Source organism: Pseudoalteromonas sp. 2CM39R (assembly GCF_023161845.1).
Window position 1 is genome coordinate 250,721 of the sequence record NZ_JALNTM010000002.1, and the last position, 19,884, is coordinate 270,604.

Here is a 19,884-nt window from a genome sequence, read left to right on the forward strand (position 1 = left end):
TATGGCTGCATCAATCTTTCATGGTGCGCCAGGTTCTTTTAAATCTGCCAGCGCTGTATGGTTTGAAGTCTTACCCGCCCTTAGAAAAGGCCGTTTAGTTGTTACCAACATCGAAGGAATACTACCGCTTGAAGAAATAGAGACAGAGCTTCAAGAAACTTTCCCCGATTCAGCTCAGCTTTGGAGACTTTCTTCTCAAAACGAAGAGGGTCTTAATTTATGGCGAAATTGGTATCACTGGATGCCAACGGGTGCATTAGTTCTGATTGATGAAGTTCAAGATGTCTATCCTACTGAAGCCACTTTTAAGCCTGAATCCTGTAATTACAAACACGTTGATAATTACAAAGAATTGATACCCGAGCATTGGTATACATACCACTATACCCAACTAGAAAAGTTCAAACCTGATGATTTAACAAGCGGTGATGTTGATGACTTAGGCAGGGAGTTATTTAACGAACATGGCCACATTATATACCCCAAAACACTCAAAGAGTGTTACATGCGACACAGAAAATACAACTGGGATATTATCTGTTGTACGCCCGACATTACCAGTGTCCACAAATACATTAGAAACGTCAGCCAATACGCCTACGCCCATAAGTATTTCGATGGACTCGCAGCAATCCCCTATTACAATCGTCGACCGCGTATCTTCGAGCATAACCCAAAACTCGACGGCAAAACGCCAAACAAATCCAGTACCATCACATGGAAAAAAATCCCGATTGAAGTCCACAAGTGCTACAAGTCGACAGCTACCGGAGGTATTACAAAAGGACAAGGTAAGAATTTCCTATACAGTCCTGCTTTTGCCTTTCCAGTTGCTGCTATCTTTTTGTGCATACTGTATTGGCTATGGTATTTCACCAGTCATGAAAGCGCTATGGAAGGTGTTGAAGAAACCGCTAAAGTTGGTGTGGTCAGTAATCAAAAAGATACTAGTTCTAATACTAATAATGCTGCTGTTCAGGTTCTTGATGGTGAACCTGTTTCTGTAGGTTTGCCTTATGGTGCAACCGATATATTCGTGACTGGTATTCAAGAAGTGAAACGGCCAGAACGAACCCATCGAGAATATATCTTCGAGTTTATAACAGAACAATACGGCACGTTTAGTATCAACTCTTACGAACTGGCGAGCATGGGCTTCAGTATTCAATATTTCAGCCCTTGTAATGTCATTATCAGGCAAGCAAAAACTAACTTTGTTTATCGTGCCTTTTGTTCGCCTAACCCATATTCCCAAGTAGAAAATCAAAAAGGATCTAATGAGGATTCAATAGATCTAAATACCCTATTTTAATTGATAGACCAAGCCGCCAAGCGAAGCCTGAGCGTAGCGGCTTGGGATAGAAAACAATCAACCACACAGTATGTCACTGGTGACACTATGACTAGAAACCAAAAATACGAGCAGAAACAGAAAGCTAAAGGATTAAAGAAAGTAACCCTTTGGATACCTGACGAATCAGAAGTTGAAATTAAACAGATGATAGAATTTCTGATTGATAACCCAGACCATATACCTTTTATGGCAAGAAATGTCAGAACAGGCCGTATGAAAAAGGCCATTTAGTGGTACGTAATTTTTTACGTAATATTTCTATCGGTACGTAATAATGAACAAAATTATTACGTACCACTCACCTTTGTATCTCCAGTTCTTGGAGGATGGCGTAGCCATGTCATACATTCCAGAAAATTCACATTTCATCGCGAAACCGTTTCCATTTTCAATACAGTTTATTAGGGTCGGGTATCAATTCAGTGAAATAGCCAATCGCACTCACTGCCCTAGTCTGTCTTTGAAAAAATTTGATTGCCTTCTGATAAACCAAGCTGAGTTAAGGACGGCACAGCAGCCGAGGGAAACACCCTCCCCCCATATACTAATAGGGGGGGAGCGAAACCACTTACACCGAAACCGAGTGTGCATTGTGATTTTAACAAAAAGGAGTAAATCACAATGAGCAACTTTAAATTGCAGTTCGTTACGCTATTCGGATATGACTATGCAAAAGGAGCTAAAGAGCTAGGTGTAAGTGAACGTCAACTAAGACGATACTTGAAAGCTAACAAGGCAAGTAAGCCAATACAAAAGCTAGTTGATATTATGTATCGTGGCTATATGCCCCCTACTGGCCCGTGGTCAGAATGTAGAATATCGAGAGAAGATAATCTCATGCTGACACCTTGGGGAAAAGTAAGACCATCGGATGTACAGCTAGTACACCGATATAAATGGTCTGCTAAAAATTCAGAGCAAATGTACAGAAACTTAAAACAGCAACATTCAACACAGGATAAATATCTTATTGATTTACAAAATCAGCTATTAGATATTATCGGAGAGATATCTCATAAAACAGGAAGTTAATATAAAAGAATGAAAATTATGTTATTTATTTTACAGAATTCACTTTTCGCAGGACTTGCATCAGCAGCTATAGCTACCTATCTTACATTTAAATTAATGCAATATAAGGAGAACAAGCAGCTTTCAAAGTTGGAGGTTATGTACTATGCAGAATTAGATGATTTAAAAGAAAGATATTTTTATCAATTGAAAGCTGTAGTTAATGAATACGAAAACCCTCGCATCAAAAGTATTTCATTACCTTTTGAAATTGACTTTGATTATCTCTTTAAGCTTCAAATGAACTTAATTCCTAGACTGGGTGAGCCTCATCGTGAGTTATATCGACAATTAAAAACTGCTGTATTAATTACTGATTCTTTATATCAAAACAGGGATATTAAAGTTAACAGTGGGATTTACTTAGATAGGTACAGCTCTGCTAGGTTAATAGTTGAGACATCCATAATCATCTACAAACTAATAATGGCGCTTGAACATAAAGATAAGCTTGAAATACGAAAAAATCATTCTTATTTGGAAATTATTAAAATAGCATGTATTGCTACTGATCTAGATTTCGATAAGTCATTTTTTGAAGACATTTTGGACTTAACAAAACAGACTGAAGATTAGTACTAGTTCTGACAAAAAGACAAACAAGTGTTTTTTTAACTAATTGAAAAAAAGGGCTTTCCGCCCTTTTCTTTTAACTCTGTAATATAAATTATAGGAAGTAAAGTGTCTGTGCATACCTATACCTATTCTCTGTGCATGTTAAGTCCAATACTAGACGGTATCGGACATTAATGTGGTGTTTTATCATATTATTCATTTTATTAGTGCTTGTTTCTTGAGCTTAGTTATCTCATGACTTATATTAAAACTATCAACTTGAGATGTAACGATAAGATGTAAACGATATGGAATTTGTGAAGCCGTTAGAACCTATTCTGATAATCGATGATATGCAAGATATCCGCGACTATCTAAATCAAATTTTAACTGGTCTTGGTTTTGACGATATTTTAGAAAGTCGAGATTTTGAATCAGCTAAAACTGTTATTGAAGAAAAGTCGCCAAACGTTATCTTTCTTGATATTGAACTACCTAACACTGACGGTACGGAAATTCTTGAATACTTAAATGATCGCCATCCTCATACTCATGTTGTTATGTGCTCTGGCCATAATAGTCTTGAGAATGTTCAAAACACCTGGGAATTAGGTGCTAAAGGTTTTATCGCCAAACCATTCAACGCAAAAAAAGTCGACTCTGTTATGAAACGTCTAGAATTGATGGAAACCATAACAAATTAAGTAGTTTATGAATTCGACAATCCAACTCATTATAGATGACCTATCAACGGTTATATTTGGTAAACAACAACAAATCAAACTCGCCCTTACGTGTTTATTTAGTAAAGGTCACCTGTTAATTGAAGATTTACCAGGCATGGGAAAAACCACTTTATCTCATGCACTTGCCGCAGTTCTTGGCTTGTCATATCAACGTATTCAATTCACTAGCGATTTATTACCTTCTGACATTCTTGGTACAAACATCTTTGATGCTAAAGAACATAGTTTTACTTTTCATCAAGGCCCAGTATTTAGCCAAGTTGTATTAGGAGATGAAATTAATCGTGCAGGCCCTAAAACACAAAGTGCACTGTTAGAAGCAATGGAAGAAAAACAAGTGACGGTAGATTCGGTTAAACACGCCCTACCATCACCATTTTTTGTGATTGCAACGCAAAATCCAGTGCATCAATCTGGTACTTATCCGTTACCTGAGTCACAATTAGACCGCTTTTTCATGCGTATTAGTTTAGGTTTTCCTGATAAACAAGCTGAGAAAAACCTCATTTTAGGCCTAAACAATCGTAATTATGATGACTTACCTGTTCGCATTAATCCTGAGCAACTTGCTGTTATTCAAAAAGAAATTAATAAAGTAACGATAAGCAACTCGGTGGTTGATTATATCCTTGAGCTAGTTGCGTTTACTCGCCAAGATAACCATTTTGTAAACCCATTATCACCAAGATCCAGTATTGCGCTTGCCCGAGCTGCAAAGTCATGGGCGTATATTGAAGGTCGTGATTTTGTAATGCCTGAAGATGTAAAAGCGGTTTTTCCTAGTGTGACTGATCACAGGCTTGGCTTAAACGCTGGTGACAGCGGCTATGCACTTAAACATGTGCCTGTAAGCTTATAAAACATGTTTAAGCGCCCTGCTTTTATTGATCAATTTCGTCAGTCTGTTTTTAATAAGTTATTAAAAAACAAGCATAAAACCAACGAAATTGAGCTTCAACATAAAACGATTTATGTATTACCATCAAAACTTGGTGGGCAGTTTTTACTAATTGCCTTACTGAACTTTGTTATGGGCATTAACTATCAAAACAACCTGATTTTAGCTATGGCGTATTTAATGGTGGTTGTTTTGGTGTTTGCGATACTCACCGGCTATAAAAATGTGAGAGGTTTGTCGGTTAAATACCAATCCGTTAATGAAAGTTATGCGCCAAAAGCCCCTATTGGGCGTTTTCTAATTCATGCACAATCATACTGTGAGCTTATAAAACTGGTTAATGACAACCTTGAATCTGAAACTGTGTCACTGCAAATTAAAGAGAGGAAAAACGTTGAAATAGCGCTAAAATGCAGTGAACGTGGTGCATATGACTTTGATAGAATAAAAATCATTAGTCACTTTCCATTTGGTTTGGTGTCTGTGTGGAGTTATATAGAGCCAACCGAAACGGTTTATGTTTACCCACAGCCTATCGCCACTGAAAAGCTTGATACTCAGCTCCATGACAATGACGTACACGACGGCGATAACGCACAAGTTAAAGCCGGTAATGATGACTTTTATCAGCTTACTCCTTTTGTACAAGGTACAGCGCTTAATAAGGTATCGTGGAAACACTACGCTAAAACTCAGCAACTATTAACGAAAGAATTTACCAGTGACGCATCACAGGAATTAGCACTTAATTTCAATATGTTGAGTGGCAATAATGAGCATAGATTAAGCCAGTTATGTTTTTTGGTGAAGCAATTAACCGACCAACATATGGCGTTTTCGTTAACCTTACCCAATAAACACATTTCGAAAGGTCAAGGGGTCAACCATCAAAAAGCCTGCCTACAAGCATTAGCGGAGTTTTAATTATGAATACACCGCTTATAAATACCGTTTTATCACTGCTGTTTATTGTTACTAGTGGCTTTTTGTTTACTGAAGTACCTACTCCATTCTTAGCCGTATTGGCGGGCCTTAGCTTTTTAAACCTGTTTTTAGGTAAATTTTATAAAAAACTAAATGGGTTGGTGGCGAATATTTTGGCTGCGGTTTGCTTAGTTGCCTTATTTGTTCTGGTTGGAGTGAGCGATACGGTCAAGTTATTTGTATCCATGATGCTACTTGCTAGCAGCTTTAAATTGCTACAAGCGAAAACCGTTAAACAGTATCAAACTGTGTGTTTACTGGTATTTTTTAACCTTTCAACGGTGTATTTGTTTCATCAAGGGTTATTTGAAACCTTGGTAGTCAGTGTACTTTATATTGTTAACTTCGCGGTACTTGGCTATTTAACTAGCCCGCAAAGCTTTAAGGCCGCTAACAAACAAAGTTTTAAAACTATACTACTAGCCTTACCCATAGCAGCATTTTTGATTTTATTTTTACCTAAAATTCCAGCGTTTTGGCAGCTACCGGGGCCAAAGCTTGCTAAAACGGGTTTATCAGAGCAAGTTAACCCCTTTTCTATTGCGAAATTAGCTGAGTCTGATGACTTGGTTTTTCGGGTAGAGCAACAGCCAGGGCAAGCCCTACAAGCCCCCTATTACTGGCGCAGCCTTATTCATGATGAGTTTAATGGTAGTGAATGGCTAATATCGGACATTTTAAAGTCTCAACAATTTAACCCAATTAGGCGTACAATTACTCAAAGTAATAGCGTTAATTATCAGGTTATTGCAGAGCCCTCATCTTCTAATTGGTTGTTTGGGCTTGGCTTTGCGCAAAGTGCTAATTCTGATGTGCACTCAACCTACAATGGCTTGTTAAAACGTAAAGGTAACTTAAACAAAAACATTAAATACGCGGTAACCAGTAGTGAGGCTATGCTAAGTCTAAATGACTTTGAAAAACGCTTATATACCCGCTTACCGAAAACAACTAATCCACAAACAACGGCACTGGCAAACGAGTTGGCTGCTGAGCATGAAAATGCGCAAGCTTACTTTAACGCGCTACTAGATTACTTTAATCAGCAACAGTTTGCTTACACATTAACCCCTACACCCATGTATGGTGATAATACGCTAGACCAGTTTGTGTTTGATACCAAACGTGGCTTTTGTGGCCATTATGCCAGCACCGCTGCATTCATGTTTCGTGTTGCCGGTTACCCTGCCCGTGTTGTGTCTGGTTATTTAGGAGGAGAACAAACTAAAGCCGCTACGCTTAACATTTATCAATACGATGCCCATGCTTGGGTTGAAGTGTTCTTTGATGAAAAATGGCATATTTTTGATGCTACCGCTGTTGTTGCCCCGGAACGTTTAAACGGTTCGTTATCACAACTGGGTGATTTAAACGAAAGCTTTAACGACAATCTTAACTTTGGCCTAAAGCGCTGGAGCCACTTTAAAGCAATAAACTGGCTGCGAATTCACCTTGAAGAGCTCGACTATAAATGGACTAACTGGGTGCTTACGTTTGACCAAGAATCACAACAAAGTTTATTTGATTCACTGTTTGGTAATAAGTCAGCATGGTTAACACCTTTAATTGTGTTAGGTACATTATTACTGAGCTTTACTGGCTATTTCTTATATAACAAACGCCCTATTCGAAGTAGAGAGCCGCTGGTTGATGACATCACTAAGCTTTATCTGTGGGCAAAAAAGCAAGGCATTGAGCCAGTTGATACCAACACGCCACTACAAAATATTGCTTTAATTAAACAGCAAAAGCCTAGAACAGAGGCATATTTAAGTGAGTTTGAGCAAATAATCATCGAAGTACGTTATCAACAGCAATCATATAACCAAAATCGCAAAAACCGCGTACGAGTTCTGTTAAACTCTCTCAAAACAGCCAAATAGAGAACAATATGAATGCAGTAATTGTCGGCGTTATGTTGATGCTGATCCTGACACTTTGTCGAATTAATGTCATTGTGGCGATGACGGTAAGCGCAATTGTTGCGGGTTTGACCGCAGGGCTTGGTTTATCACAAACCGTTAATGCATTTAATGATGGTTTATCGGGCGGCGCTGAAATAGCACTTAGCTATGCGATGTTAGGTGCATTTGCGGTTGCTATTTCTAAGTCTGGTTTAACACGTATTTTAGCGTCTAAGTTACTAAAGCAAGTAAACGAGAATAGCCACAAAGGCGAAACGACGCTTAGTTATCTTATATTGAGTATTATTTTGCTGTGTGCGATCTCGTCGCAAAATTTGATACCCGTACATATAGCTTTTATCCCAATTCTAATTCCGCCTCTACTTGTGGTGTTCAACAAGTTACGCCTTGATAGACGTGCCATTGCGTGTATCTTAACCTTCGGCTTAGCCACCTCTTATATGGTGCTACCTTATGGTTTTGGTGGCATTTATTTATACTCGATACTACACAAAAACCTCACTGAAAATGGCTTAGAGATTGTTAATACTCAAGTGCCGATGGCAATGATCATTCCAGCCATAGGAATGTTATTTGGTTTATTGGTTGCGGTGTTTATATCTTATCGAAAACGCCGTAGTTATCAGTCTCACAGCCTAACAGAGCAACAGCAAGAGGTTGTAATTGAGCAACCTAAAAAGGTGTTAGCAGTGGGAATTACCGCCGTACTTTGTTCATTAGTGGCACAAAATATTAGCGGCTCTATGATCCTAGGTGGTCTTGTTGGGGTAGCTATATTTACCTTATTTGGTGTTGTAAAACTTGAGCAAAACGGCGATGTATTTAGCAAAGGCATTGCTATGATGGCGATGATTGGCTTTATTATGATATCGGCGCAAGGCTTTGCTTCGGTGATGAAAGCAACGGGTGATGTTGCTTCATTAGTTAGCTCTGCCGCAGGAATGATTGAAGGTAACAAACCCCTTGCCGCAGCATTAATTTTACTCGTTGGGCTATTAATCACTATGGGCATTGGTAGCTCGTTTTCGACAGTGCCAATTATAGCCACCCTGTTTGTACCCCTTTGTATGGAATTAAACTTTTCTGTTATGGCTACTGCAGCACTGGTTGGTACTGCTGGAGCGCTTGGTGATGCAGGCTCTCCTGCCTCTGACTCAACACTTGGCCCAACATCTGGGCTAAATGCAGATGGTCAACACGACCATATTTGGGATTCAGTAGTACCTACTTTCATCCATTTTAATATTCCGCTACTTGTTGCTGGCTGGGTTGCGGCAATGGTGTTGTAAAGTCGAGTTACTTTTTGTTAAAAGCCCCATTAGGGGCTTTTTTATTGGCTAAACAAAATACGCAGTGCGCGGTTTAAATCATGAAAGCGAATGGGTTTTGTCAGCACTTTGTTCATTCCTGCTTCTAAGCAAGTGGCTTTATCTTGATGAGATGCATTGGCTGTTAAGGCGACAATAGGTAAAGTCATTTTTAACTCTTCACGCATGTATTTAGTTGCGGTAATACCGTCCATCACTGGCATCATCATATCCATCAGAACTAAATCAAAGTCTTGCTGTTGTACTTTATCGATTGCTTGTTGGCCATTATCTGCAAGGGTGACATGGTGATTGAGCTTTTCTAAAAAGGTTTTTATAAGTACTTGGTTGGTTTTGTTATCTTCTGTAACAAGAATAGCCATTGGCTCAAGAGTTTGCTCATGCTCTATTGATTGCTGATCATCGGCAACAACAGAATATGGAATATAAATGGTAAACTTAGTGCCAATATTGATTGAGCTAGCTACTCTAATCTCGCCTTTCATTAAATCAACTAGGCTTTTGGTAATGCTAAGCCCAAGGCCAATCCCTTCTACTTGTCGATTTACACCATAGTCATGCTGTTTAAAGGCATCGTAAATGCTGGCTATTTGAGATTGAGAGATCCCCTGCCCTGTATCTGCTATCTCAAATAACAAATGGGTGTCATTGAAATCAGCTGTGAAATTGACGGTGCCTACTTTGGTAAACTTAAAGGCATTATCTAAAATATTAAACAGAATTTGCCCGACCCGAACACCATCAATATTAATTTTGTTGGGTAAGCCATCGCTTATCTCTGTGGTAAACAAGACATTAGAGCCTTGAGTGGTTTCTTGAAACTGTGCAGTAATATTTTTAACTAACGCATTTATATCTGTTGCTTTAACATCAAGCTCCATCGAGCCACTTTCAATTTTTGAAAAATCCAGTACATCACTGATCAAATCAAGTAATAAGTCAGCGCTTGAGTTTGCGTAATCGAGCCAACGTGTTTGCTTGTCATTAAGTTCTGAATCGGCTAACAACTCCAACATGCCTACAATGGCGTTCATAGGAGTTCTGATCTCATGAGACATCACCGTTAAAAACTGAGACTTTGCTTGGTTTGCTTCTTCTGCTTTTTCTTTTGCTAATTGTAGTGCTTGCTCGCGGTCTTTATTTACAGTGATATCTTTGGCAATACCTAAATAGCCGCGAAATTTCCCGCTTGAATCAAATTGTGGTTTACCACTCAAAGAGACCCAGGCCGGAGGCGACGAATTAACTTCAAATTCAAAATCTAAAAACTCAGCATGATCAGCCAGCAAGTGTTTAAAGTGCGACCATTTTTTTAACTGACTCTGTTCCTGCTCAGTGATGATGGCATCGAAATTTTTATGTAAAAAATGGCGTTTGTATAAGTTACTGTGGCTGGCGGTAGTTAAAACATTAATAAAGTGCTCATCTCTATTGGTACGCCAAAACCATTCGCTAGCGAAGTCTCTAAATAACTCAGATAACTCGCCTAATCTTGTTAGTAAAGAGGTTGAGTGAAACTTTTGGCGGTTAAGCCTTGTTTGCGCAGCTAACTGAACCGCTACTTGCTGTAATAAAATCTTGATTGCGGCTTGTGATTTATCATTAAAACTAGCCTGCTCTTTTATATCAAAAAACACCAAGCACTGCGTTGTGTGTTCAGAGATATCAACATGAAAGATTAGGTTATTTACGAACTCATTACTATAAAACAGCGAGTTATCTTCATTAAGTAACCACTGTGACTGCGCTTGTTGTAACTTAGACTTTAATATTGTTTCGTCAAATTCAATGTATTTAATTGTTCGCATTTCTAGGGATGCTTTTGAATCTTCGAAGTTTATTAAACAAAATTCTTTAAACGAAAAATATGGCAGAAGCACTTTTTCAAGCTGAGCTTTTAATGCACGGCTATCGTTTATGCCATGAAATGCCGTTAGCTCAAGTTGTAATTGCTCTAAGTTTAACTCTGCCATTGCTATTCCTAGTTAATATTGCATCGCATATTGCAAATATAGAAAACAGTTCTCAGTTTAGCCATAAAAATATCAAAATAAATTATTAAATTTCATTATGTTATATAAATTCTAATACTTGGTACGGGCCGTGCTACCTAAATATTAATTAAGTTTAATCAAGGTGACTGTTATGAAAATAGTATGCATAGGCGGCGGACACGGTTTATCCCATATGTTAAGTGCAATTAGACCTCACTGCGCCGAACTGACAGCTATTGTTGCAACCACAGACAACGGCGGCAGCACAGGTAAATTACGTCAAAGCCAAGATGTAGTTGCCCTTGGTGATATTAGACGTTGTTGTTTGCAATTAGCTGATAGTGACTCATTAATCCATCAAGTTTTTCACCACCGTTTTGATGGAGGTGAACTCAATGGCCACAGCCTAGGTAATTTAGCCTTATTAAGCTTAACCCAACAAACTAACTCAGCAACTCAAGCGGTTGCATGGTTCAATGCCATGTTGGGTAATTCAGAAACGATTCTACCCATGTCAGACGAACCGACTGATTTATTAGCGGTTATGTCATCAGGCATTAAAGTATTTGGTGAATGCGATATTGATTCACAAGAAGAGCTCCCAGACTATTTAACGCTCTCACAAGATGTGAATGCTGCTCCTGGTGTGGTTCAAGCTATTGAAAACGCCGATATGCTAATAATTGGCCCTGGAAGTTTAATTACCAGTGTAATGCCTGCCATGTTAGTTGAAGACATAGCTAAAGCGGTGCAACAAACATCAGCATGCCGATTATTTATCGAAAATATTGCCAAAGAAGCCAGCGTAATTAAATCGCTCGATATGCAACCGGTTGATTGGCTCGAAGGCATGCTTGGTTACCGGTTTTGTGACATGAGTATCTCTTTAGATGCGCTTAGTGAAATTGTGTCTCACTTTGACGATGTTGTTAAATCGCCAAATCAGCAGCACGACATTGAGCAGCTAAGTAATGTATTTGGCGAAATATTAAAAATGCCGTTAAGCCTAGAAGCTGAGGAACTAGTCAGTAGCAATCAAACTTTGCGCGTGAGTTAGCGTTTGTGCAAATTGGTCTTGCAGTAAGGCTATTAAGCTTTGTAGTTCATCGTCAAATTGTGATGCCTTCGCTTTTTGCTCAATTTGTTCTGCAAGGCCGCCTACGGCTAATGCCCCGTAACTACGGCTACTGCTTTTTAAACTGTGGGCATTTATTTCGATTTCGGACTGTTTCGTTGCGTCAGCAAGATCAGCAACGATTTGGCGGGACTCAGTGATATATACCTGCAAAAGTTGTTTTGCTAGGTCGTCACCAACATCCTGTTGTAATTGCGTATAGGTCGCAGTATCTATCATGGTCTCACCTTGGAGTGAATATGAAATATAGTGTTATTTTATTCGTAGATTCAAGCTTAATTGGTGGCATCGAAAGCCATTTGATTGCCATGAGTAAGCTGTTAGAACGATATAATATTATGAGCTCGGTACTATTTTATCAAGATCATAATAACCGTGAATTATATAAGCGCTTAGAAAATGCAAATATCACTTTCGGTTTTGCTGGCGGAAATTTAAAAAGCTTGAACGAAATACTAAAAATGTTTCCTCGCTCAGCGTTACTCCATACCCATGGGTACAAGGCAAGTATCATGGGCAAGTTAGTGTGTCGCTGGCAAAACCGCCCTTGTATTTCAACCTATCATGCTGGTGAATCAGGCACGGGTAATGTTTATTTTTACAATAAGCTCGACAAACTACTAAGTTACTTTTCACTTAACTTTGCTGTTTCTAGCAAACTCACCGAAGAGCTTTACAATGCTGAATTACTTGAAAATTTTATTCCAGTAAATGAATCTACTAAAGTATTAGGTCTAAAAAATAATGATCAATTAAACGTCGGATTTGTTGGTCGTTTATCCCATGAAAAAGGCCCTGACATTTTTATTGAAACAGCCAAACGATTCAACACACCTAACTTAAAATTTCATATGTTTGGTGATGGCCCTATGGTCAATGAGCTTGATATGTCAGCTGTGAGTTATCATGGCCAGTGTGAGCAACAACAAATATGGCAACAACTTGATGTATTGGTGATCTGCTCTCGGGCTGAAGGTCTACCTATGGTGGCATTAGAAGCAATGGCACACGGGGTACTCGTTATTGCATCGCCTGTTGGTCAGTTACCACAGATAATAAAGCACCTATCAAATGGGTTAATGATGACTGAAAGTACAAGCGATGCTATGCATAAACAGCTAAACAACGTACTCATGTTGAGTGTTGATCAAAGAAGTTACATGCTAGGCAATGCACAAAGACTTGTTAAACAACGTTTTTCTGGAGAGCAGCAATTTAAGCAGCTAGATAGAGTCTATAGCTCTAGCTTACTTGCATCTCTTCCCAGCTTTTAATTTTACGATAAATCGTAGATGGGCTCACATCCAAAAGAGCTGCAGCTTTAGGAATATTGTTATCACAAGCATCAATGGCTTGCTCAATATAACGTTTTTCTACCAACCAAAGCGGTTCAATATCAGCTTGAGAAAATACTGTTGAAACTTCGCTGATTACTGGAGCGGCTTCCATTGATGGCGATGTAAAGCTTTGTGACGGCATCACCTCTGGGGTTACAGTATTAACAGTTGCTGCGACTGGTTGTGATTGATTTTGTGCGTTTGGTAGTGCTGGTATCATACTCGCTTCAATGTAGGCTTCATCATGCAAAACGAGAATGTTACGTATGGTGTTTTCTAATTGGCGAACATTACCAGGCCAACCATAGCTCAAAAATAGATTTTTAACGCCTTCTGACATGCCTTTGTATGCACGGCCTTCTTCTTTACTTATTTTTTTAAATAATGCATCGGCAATTTCGATCACATCTTTGCCACGCTGATTCAACGGTGGTAAGGCAATAGGGATAACATGTAGGCGATAATATAAGTCTTCACGAAAACGGCCTTCTTGCACTTCTAATAATGGGTCGCGGTTGGTGGCGCACACAAAGCGCACATCAACTTTAACTTCTTTTTCGCTGCCTACCTGCTGGTAACAACCGGTTTGAATAAAGCGCAGTAGCTTACTTTGCAGATTGATATCCATTTCACATAGTTCATCTAAAAACAACGTACCACCGTCAGCTTGGCCAGCAGCCCCTTCACGATTGGCAATCGCGCCAGTGAACGCCCCTTTTAAGTGACCGAATATTTCACTTTCGATTAAGTCTTTTGGTATAGCTGCACAGTTAAGGGCTACAAAGGGTTTATTCGCACGCGGTGACGCTAAATGTACCGCACGGGCGCACAGCTCTTTACCGGTTCCACTTTCACCAGTGATAAACACGGTGGCTTTACTTGCTGCTGCTGATTTTATTATTTGGTAAACAGATTGCATTTCTGATGAGCTACCAATCAAATCATAGTATTTACCGTTCTCGTATGTTGTTTGATAGCTTTTGACTGTTTGTTTTAAATCTTTAAGTTTTAATGCGTTGTTTACTGTAATGCGAAAACGATCGGCTTCGATTGGTTTTTCTAGAAAGTCACTGGCACCAAGTTTAATGGCTTTTATTGCCATTTCTTTAGTGGCATGCCCGGTTAAAACAATCACTTGTGGAGCTGTGTCAGGGTCTAAAGAGGATAAAATATCTAGCCCGTTCATATCTGGCAGCATAACATCTAAAATCACTAAATCAGGCTCAAATTCCTGTAGTGCAACGACGGCTTGTTCACCATTGTAGGCAATGCGTGTTTCGACCCCGGTTGGGATCAAATATGATTGGTACATCAGCGCTAGCGATTCTGTATCTTCAACAATGAGTATTTTAGGTGGCATTACAGACTTCCTTTATTATCGTTTTATGCTGAGATAAAGTGATTATTTAACAGTTCCTTATTAGTAGCTTAGTGTGTATTTGACTGGTTTGTAAACTCAAACTTTAGTGTTTATTGATCACAATTAACGAGGCATCGTCTATTTCAGCAGTTAACTCAACTTGGCTTGCCTGCCAAAGTGCATAAGCAAACTCTTCACTTTGCACATTTTCGTCAGTTAATTTAGTAATAATTTGGTCTACATCGCTTAATTGCTGATTATCAAGCCAACCATCGGTGAATAATAAAATGTGTTCAACGTCATTTAAGTCATAACTATAATGTTGATAAACATGGTCATCACTAAGGCCTAGTAAGGGATCAGTGCCGCTTAGCTGGATCAATTTGCCATTTTTGGTTATCACACAGGGGGCTGGGTGGCCTGCGTTAAACCAGTGAAGTGTGTTATTTTCAATAAAACTTATTAGTAAAGTGACTAAACTAGTTTTACATAACCGCTGTTCATACAGGGCTTGGTTTAAGGTTGTTAAAACGTTTTTTATCGGGATTTCTGTTGCTAAACAACCACTTAAAAAGCCCTTTATAGCAAAACTTTCTTTTAGTGCTGTTATACCGTGCCCCATCATATCGCCAATGATCACAGGCGCTTGCTGCTGGTGGGGGTACATACAAAAATCCCCCCCATTTTGGCTGATAATGGAGCCAAAATTATAGGCATTAAACTCCCCTATTTTTTGCTTTGTTTGCATGCGCTCTTCGTTAATTACATACTTTAATGCAGAAAAACGATGCACAATGCGCTCGATACTTTGCAATAAGCGAGTTTTGCTTACGGGTTTTACTAAATAATCATCAACCCCTAACAGGTTTATACGTTTTATAAGTTCATCACTGTCATCACCTGTCAGCATAACCACAGATAAATTAGTTTTTAGGTTGGATTGATTAAGCTTTTTAAGTAATGGCTCACTGGTGCCATTTTTAAGTTTATGATCAAGCAATAAAATTGTTGCCCCAGAGGTGAGAATTTCTTGCCACCCCGATTCACTATCCTCACAGCAAATAACCTGAAAATGCTCAGATAAATAAGCATTCAGCAAAGCAAGTTGTGCTTTATCATCGTCTATGTAGATAAGCGTGGGTCGCTTGTCGATATTGGTTAAACAAAAAGAGAATGTATTCTGTTGGCCAACAGTTTTATAACTAGCATTTGGAAAGTAATGCTTGATGAGTGCAACGCCCATACCCCCTTCCACTAATTCACCACTGTCTAATTGCCACCCTGATGCTTGTTGATTAAATAAATCATAGCTTGGCATGCTGTCTTTAAATTCAATTAGCAGCTGTTTATCGGGCAGTTTATGCATAGCAAACTGCACATGCATTGACGTTTCTTGGCTATGGCGTAGCAGATTGGTTAGGTATTCGGTTGCTACTAACCCAGCTGCATCTATATCTTGATTTTTAACACTGATCGCCGTCAAAACATGTTTTAAAATATGGCGAATTTCACTGACTGTAGGCCAGTCTAGACTAAATGATTTTTGGTATAAGCAGTCCATTCATGTTCTCAATAAGGTAAAAACAACCAGCGCTGTTTAATAATTTTGTTTAACAAGTAATCTGTGAGTTTAGGCCATTTTGGTTGAAACGCTTTGAGCGTTTTCACGATGCGGCTACCCAATGGAGCAAACTGATGCTGCGCAACAACAATTTTTACGTTATTAACGCCTGCGTGTTCAAGATTTGCCATACCGTGACATAGAGCTTCTTCGTCGTTATAACCAAGCGATACCGTTAAAAATGTCAGTTCGGTACATAAACTAAGCGCATGCAGCGGTACGTTACCGCGATTACATTTAAGAGCTGGGCTCATATCTAAAAATATATAGTCATACTCTTGTTTTATGCGTTCTATTGCATCATTAAGTACGCTTTTATTTTTCACCGATTCAAGCTCTTTAAGGTGTGCCATGGTGAGTAGGTCTACCTGTTCAGTATTGATGATATTCAGCTGACACGAAATATCACTAAAGCACCAAGACTCAGGGTTTTTTGGCTCATCAAACTTAAATGGATTTAACGGATTTAAGTCGATAATAAGCACTTTGGCAGCTTGCAAACTTAAGCGCTGTGCAACACTAGCACAAAGTGATGTAGAGCCTTCGTTGCCGGTTAACGAAATAAAGCAGATGCAACGGGCTTTACTGTTATCTATTTCGTTACACACGGCTTCAAGTTCTTGGTATTGCGCTGGTATTAGTTTCATAAGCCCACCACTAAAGCTACAACAGTAATAAAATCTAAGAAGTTTGATTTAAACTGGCTCATTAAATCTTGGCCTTTATCTGGTACATATAAAGTATCGCCAGCACGTAACACAGGGATATACGCTGAGTTAGGGTTTTTAACGAATTCTTCTAAATCAAATACACGAGACTGTTCTTTACAGCATGAATGATTTACCACCACGATTTTGTCGATAAGCGCTGAGCTTGATGGGCCGCCCGCTTCTGCTAGTACGTCAAGTACCGTCATAGTGTCATCAAAGCTGTAACGACCTGGCTTTTCAACAGCACCCATGATGCGAACTACTTGCTCTTTTGGCGTACGTAACCAGTCTTTATCTTTTTCTGGGATATAGATGGTATCGCCCGGTAAAACGTGTGGAAATAAGGTTTCATCACCGGTTTCAAAATACAGTGCAAGGTTTAATTTACTGACTCTTGCTGCATTGCCGTTACGATGAGTAATACGAATATTGCGTAAGTCAGCGTTATCTGTAGGGCCATCAGCAGCGGCTAAAATGTCGATAAAGTGCATATTTGTATTAAATGCATAGCGACCTGGTGAGCCCACCTGCCCCATAATGTAAATAGACTTGCTTGATTCTTGACGGATCCATTGAGATTTATTGTCTGCAGGGTCAACCGGTAACTCTTCAACAATAATAGTATCGCCAGCCATTAAGTTTGGCAGTTCATATTTGCCCGAATCATTAATAGTGTATTGCTCTAAATCGAAACGTTTGGTCACCTCACCGTTTCTTACAATTTTAATATCATTGATATTGGCACCCTTAGTTGGGCCACCGGCATGAGCAAGTAAGTCAGTAAAGTCCATTTCAGGGCTCCACTCATAACGACCCGGAGATAAAATGGCACCGATAATTTTGATGGCACGTTTTGGCGGTACTTTTAACCAGCTTTTTTCGTTTTGATCGGTTTTCTCTGGTACAAAAATCACATCGCCCGGGTTAAGGCTTGGCACTTTTACTGTAACTATGCCTTCGCTGTAACCTTGTAAGTCAAATAAGATGCTTTCTCCTGCTGGAGTTAAGATTTTAATCTGACGAGTTTCTGCAAAACGGGTTGGGCCACCTGCATTAGCCAGAATATCTAAAAAGCTGGTGCTTTCGCCTGCTTCATAAGCGCCCGGCTTTTGTACTTCGCCCATGATATAAACTGTTCTTGAAGTGGTATTTACATCATCAACCATGATAGGCACATAAATAGTAGAACCCGCTTTTAGCTCTGGCATAGTGTCGTTATTAGGTTTATCTAAATACGCTTTTAAATCGAACACGACTGGGGTTTTATCAACGATAACGCGAATTTTGGTTACATCTGCATAGCGGGTTACACCCTCAGCACGCATTAGCGCATCAAGTACACTCATGTTTTCTTTAAATGAAAAGCTACCAGGATTGTGCACCTCACCAAGCAAAGTAATGGCACTGTTATCACTTGCATCACCTGATGCACTTAAAGTCTGTGCATCAAAGTCAATTTGTACGTTACCTAACAGCGGAGACACTGGCACAAAGACAGTGTCAGCGCTTTGTAATGCAGGTAATAAGTCAATGTTGCCTGAATCTAGGTAGGCTTTATAGTTAAACTCAATCATCTCGGTGCCACGGCGAATTTGTAAGCGGTCTAATTGAGCGCCTGGTTTTAAGCCGCCAGCACGGGCGATGACCATTTGAATGTTGCCATCTTTAGGAATACTTACTTGTGATGGGTCGTTCACATAGCCCATAACATTGATGAAAATATCTCGTGAATGAATTTCGACATAAAAGTCATCCATCGCCACATACATTTCACTTAATGCTGTGTGTAGCTGGCTTTGTACATCATCTAGCTGTAAGCCTGCTACTTTAAAACGACCTAGCTCTGGTAAGGTAATAGCCCCTTCTTTATCAACTTCAAACGGTTCGCTAAATTCAGCTTCACCTGGTAGGTATAAGTAAAGTTTATTACCGACTTCAATCTCTTCTGCGAAAGTAGGTAACGCAAATATAAGTAAGCAAAGTAAGATTAACTGTTTCATGTTATTGCTCCTTAGGACCATTTAAGATTTTGGTCCAGCTGGATAATGCATGTTTTTGTTTAGTGGCTTTATCGTCACTCATGTCGATAATAATTGCCTCTACTCGTCTATCTGAATGACGTTTTGAGCGTGAGTCAGGTTCGTCGCTGTACGGTGTTAGACTACCCTGCGTTAAGGTTGTTATTGTTGCTGGGTTTACCCCATAAATACCTAGCCAGTGTTTTACTGTTTCGGCACGCTTAAGTGCTAACTCATAGTTGTTTTGTTGCTGACCACTAATGTCAGCATGACCAACAAGCAGTAAGTTAACCTCATCAACTTGTTTAATTAAGTCAGCCGCTTGTGCTAAACGTGTGATGTATTTAGGAGTAACCTGAAAATCATTCAGCGAGAACTGGTTATCACTATTTAAAAGCTCAGTGATCTGGTCTTTAAGTGATGCTGTCATGTTTTTTTCAGTATCAGTAACGCCTGCACATTGGCTCATCGCATTAACAGTTTCAAAGTGCTTCGCAAGCTGATTTAAACCGTGATAGTGAATAATTAAATCATGCTCAGCATCAGACCACATTTGTGCTGCTATTAGGCGTCTTATACGGTTTTCGTATATTTGTGCTTTTAGCAGTTGTGCTGGCATACATTGCTGTATCCCTTGTGCTTTTAATAAATCTAACTTTAAAACATGATGTTCAAATTCGCTTAGCACCACGGTTTCTTGTGTGTCGAAAATCATCTCGTGTTGTTCATCAGTAAGCGGATAATTTTGATATTTTTCAGCCCAGCCTCCTTGCCCCTCATCAGGCCAAGAAGCACATCCACCAAGCGTTAGCAAAATGATTGTAAATAGTATGTGCTTCATAAATCAC

General features: G+C 39.3%; 18 protein-coding genes. 11 read left to right on the plus strand and 7 right to left on the minus strand.

Annotated elements, in window-relative coordinates:
• Position 1 precedes the first annotated feature (1 nt).
• The 9 genes from MTF66_RS05230 (at position 2) to MTF66_RS05270 (ending at position 8,822) form a co-directional block, all read left to right on the plus strand.
• Positions 2–1,312, plus strand: a complete 1,311-nt coding sequence (locus tag MTF66_RS05230; RefSeq protein ID WP_248526636.1) for a zonular occludens toxin family protein — start codon at positions 2–4, stop codon at positions 1,310–1,312.
• 87 nt (positions 1,313–1,399) lie between these two features.
• A complete protein-coding gene (locus MTF66_RS05235; RefSeq protein ID WP_105180822.1) occupies positions 1,400–1,585 on the plus strand; it encodes a hypothetical protein in 186 nt (61 codons plus the stop codon).
• 390 nt (positions 1,586–1,975) lie between these two features.
• Entirely contained in the window at positions 1,976–2,386 is a 411-nt protein-coding gene (locus tag MTF66_RS05240; RefSeq protein WP_248526637.1) for a hypothetical protein, read from the plus strand.
• A gap of 18 nt (positions 2,387–2,404) precedes the next feature.
• Positions 2,405–3,001 carry a hypothetical protein gene (locus tag MTF66_RS05245; RefSeq protein WP_248526638.1) on the plus strand — a complete coding sequence of 199 codons (597 nt, stop codon included), beginning with the start codon at positions 2,405–2,407 and terminating at the stop codon, positions 2,999–3,001.
• A gap of 287 nt (positions 3,002–3,288) precedes the next feature.
• Positions 3,289–3,684: a response regulator gene (locus tag MTF66_RS05250; RefSeq protein WP_054553848.1), complete on the plus strand. Its 396-nt coding sequence runs from the start codon at positions 3,289–3,291 to the stop codon at positions 3,682–3,684.
• 7 nt (positions 3,685–3,691) lie between these two features.
• Positions 3,692–4,585: a MoxR family ATPase gene (locus tag MTF66_RS05255; protein WP_248526639.1), complete on the plus strand. Its 894-nt coding sequence runs from the start codon at positions 3,692–3,694 to the stop codon at positions 4,583–4,585.
• A gap of 3 nt (positions 4,586–4,588) precedes the next feature.
• On the plus strand, positions 4,589–5,548 hold the full coding sequence (locus tag MTF66_RS05260) for a DUF58 domain-containing protein (protein ID WP_248526640.1): 960 nt from the start codon (positions 4,589–4,591) through the stop codon (positions 5,546–5,548).
• A gap of 2 nt (positions 5,549–5,550) precedes the next feature.
• On the plus strand, positions 5,551–7,491 hold the full coding sequence (locus tag MTF66_RS05265; RefSeq protein ID WP_248526641.1) for a DUF3488 and transglutaminase-like domain-containing protein: 1,941 nt from the start codon (positions 5,551–5,553) through the stop codon (positions 7,489–7,491).
• Positions 7,492–7,499: 8 nt separating this feature from the next.
• Positions 7,500–8,822, plus strand: coding sequence for a Na+/H+ antiporter family protein (locus MTF66_RS05270; RefSeq protein WP_248526642.1), 1,323 nt, complete (start codon positions 7,500–7,502; stop codon positions 8,820–8,822).
• A 41-nt stretch (positions 8,823–8,863) separates the two neighbouring features.
• Here the strand turns inward: MTF66_RS05270 and MTF66_RS05275 are convergent, their stop codons facing one another.
• Positions 8,864–10,834, minus strand: a complete 1,971-nt coding sequence (locus tag MTF66_RS05275; RefSeq protein WP_248526643.1) for a response regulator — start codon at positions 10,832–10,834, stop codon at positions 8,864–8,866.
• Between the two features lie 172 nt (positions 10,835–11,006).
• Between MTF66_RS05275 and yvcK the strand changes: the two genes are divergently transcribed.
• Positions 11,007–11,912 (plus strand): uridine diphosphate-N-acetylglucosamine-binding protein YvcK, encoded by a 906-nt coding sequence (gene yvcK, locus MTF66_RS05280; RefSeq protein WP_055021332.1) that lies wholly within the window; start codon positions 11,007–11,009, stop codon positions 11,910–11,912.
• On the opposite strand, the gene MTF66_RS05285 is transcribed toward yvcK, so the two are convergent.
• Positions 11,877–12,209: an Hpt domain-containing protein gene (locus MTF66_RS05285; protein WP_054561483.1), complete on the minus strand. Its 333-nt coding sequence runs from the start codon at positions 12,207–12,209 to the stop codon at positions 11,877–11,879. The two genes, yvcK and MTF66_RS05285, sit on opposite strands and share 36 nt — an antisense overlap.
• A 20-nt stretch (positions 12,210–12,229) precedes the next feature.
• Here MTF66_RS05285 and MTF66_RS05290 point away from each other — a divergent pair, with 20 nt between their 5' ends.
• Entirely contained in the window at positions 12,230–13,264 is a 1,035-nt protein-coding gene (locus MTF66_RS05290; RefSeq protein WP_248526644.1) for a glycosyltransferase family 4 protein, read from the plus strand.
• On the opposite strand, the gene MTF66_RS05295 is transcribed toward MTF66_RS05290, so the two are convergent.
• From MTF66_RS05295 to MTF66_RS05315, 5 genes are all read right to left on the minus strand, one after another.
• The gene (locus tag MTF66_RS05295; protein ID WP_248526645.1) at positions 13,233–14,687 is read right to left on the minus strand and encodes a sigma-54 dependent transcriptional regulator; all 1,455 of its coding nucleotides are present in this window, start codon (positions 14,685–14,687) and stop codon (positions 13,233–13,235) included. The genes MTF66_RS05290 and MTF66_RS05295 overlap by 32 nt on opposite strands.
• 103 nt (positions 14,688–14,790) lie before the next feature.
• Entirely contained in the window at positions 14,791–16,248 is a 1,458-nt protein-coding gene (locus MTF66_RS05300; RefSeq protein WP_248526646.1) for a SpoIIE family protein phosphatase, read from the minus strand.
• Between the two features lie 8 nt (positions 16,249–16,256).
• Positions 16,257–16,955 carry an AAA family ATPase gene (locus tag MTF66_RS05305; protein WP_248526647.1) on the minus strand — a complete coding sequence of 233 codons (699 nt, stop codon included), beginning with the start codon at positions 16,953–16,955 and terminating at the stop codon, positions 16,257–16,259.
• On the minus strand, positions 16,952–19,018 hold the full coding sequence (locus tag MTF66_RS05310) for an SLBB domain-containing protein (RefSeq protein ID WP_248526648.1): 2,067 nt from the start codon (positions 19,016–19,018) through the stop codon (positions 16,952–16,954). Before MTF66_RS05310 ends, MTF66_RS05305 begins: the two co-directional genes overlap by 4 nt.
• A 1-nt stretch (position 19,019) precedes the next feature.
• Complete coding sequence (locus MTF66_RS05315) at positions 19,020–19,877, minus strand: OmpA family protein (RefSeq protein WP_248526649.1); 858 nt, start codon at positions 19,875–19,877, stop codon at positions 19,020–19,022.
• Positions 19,878–19,884 lie beyond the last annotated feature (7 nt).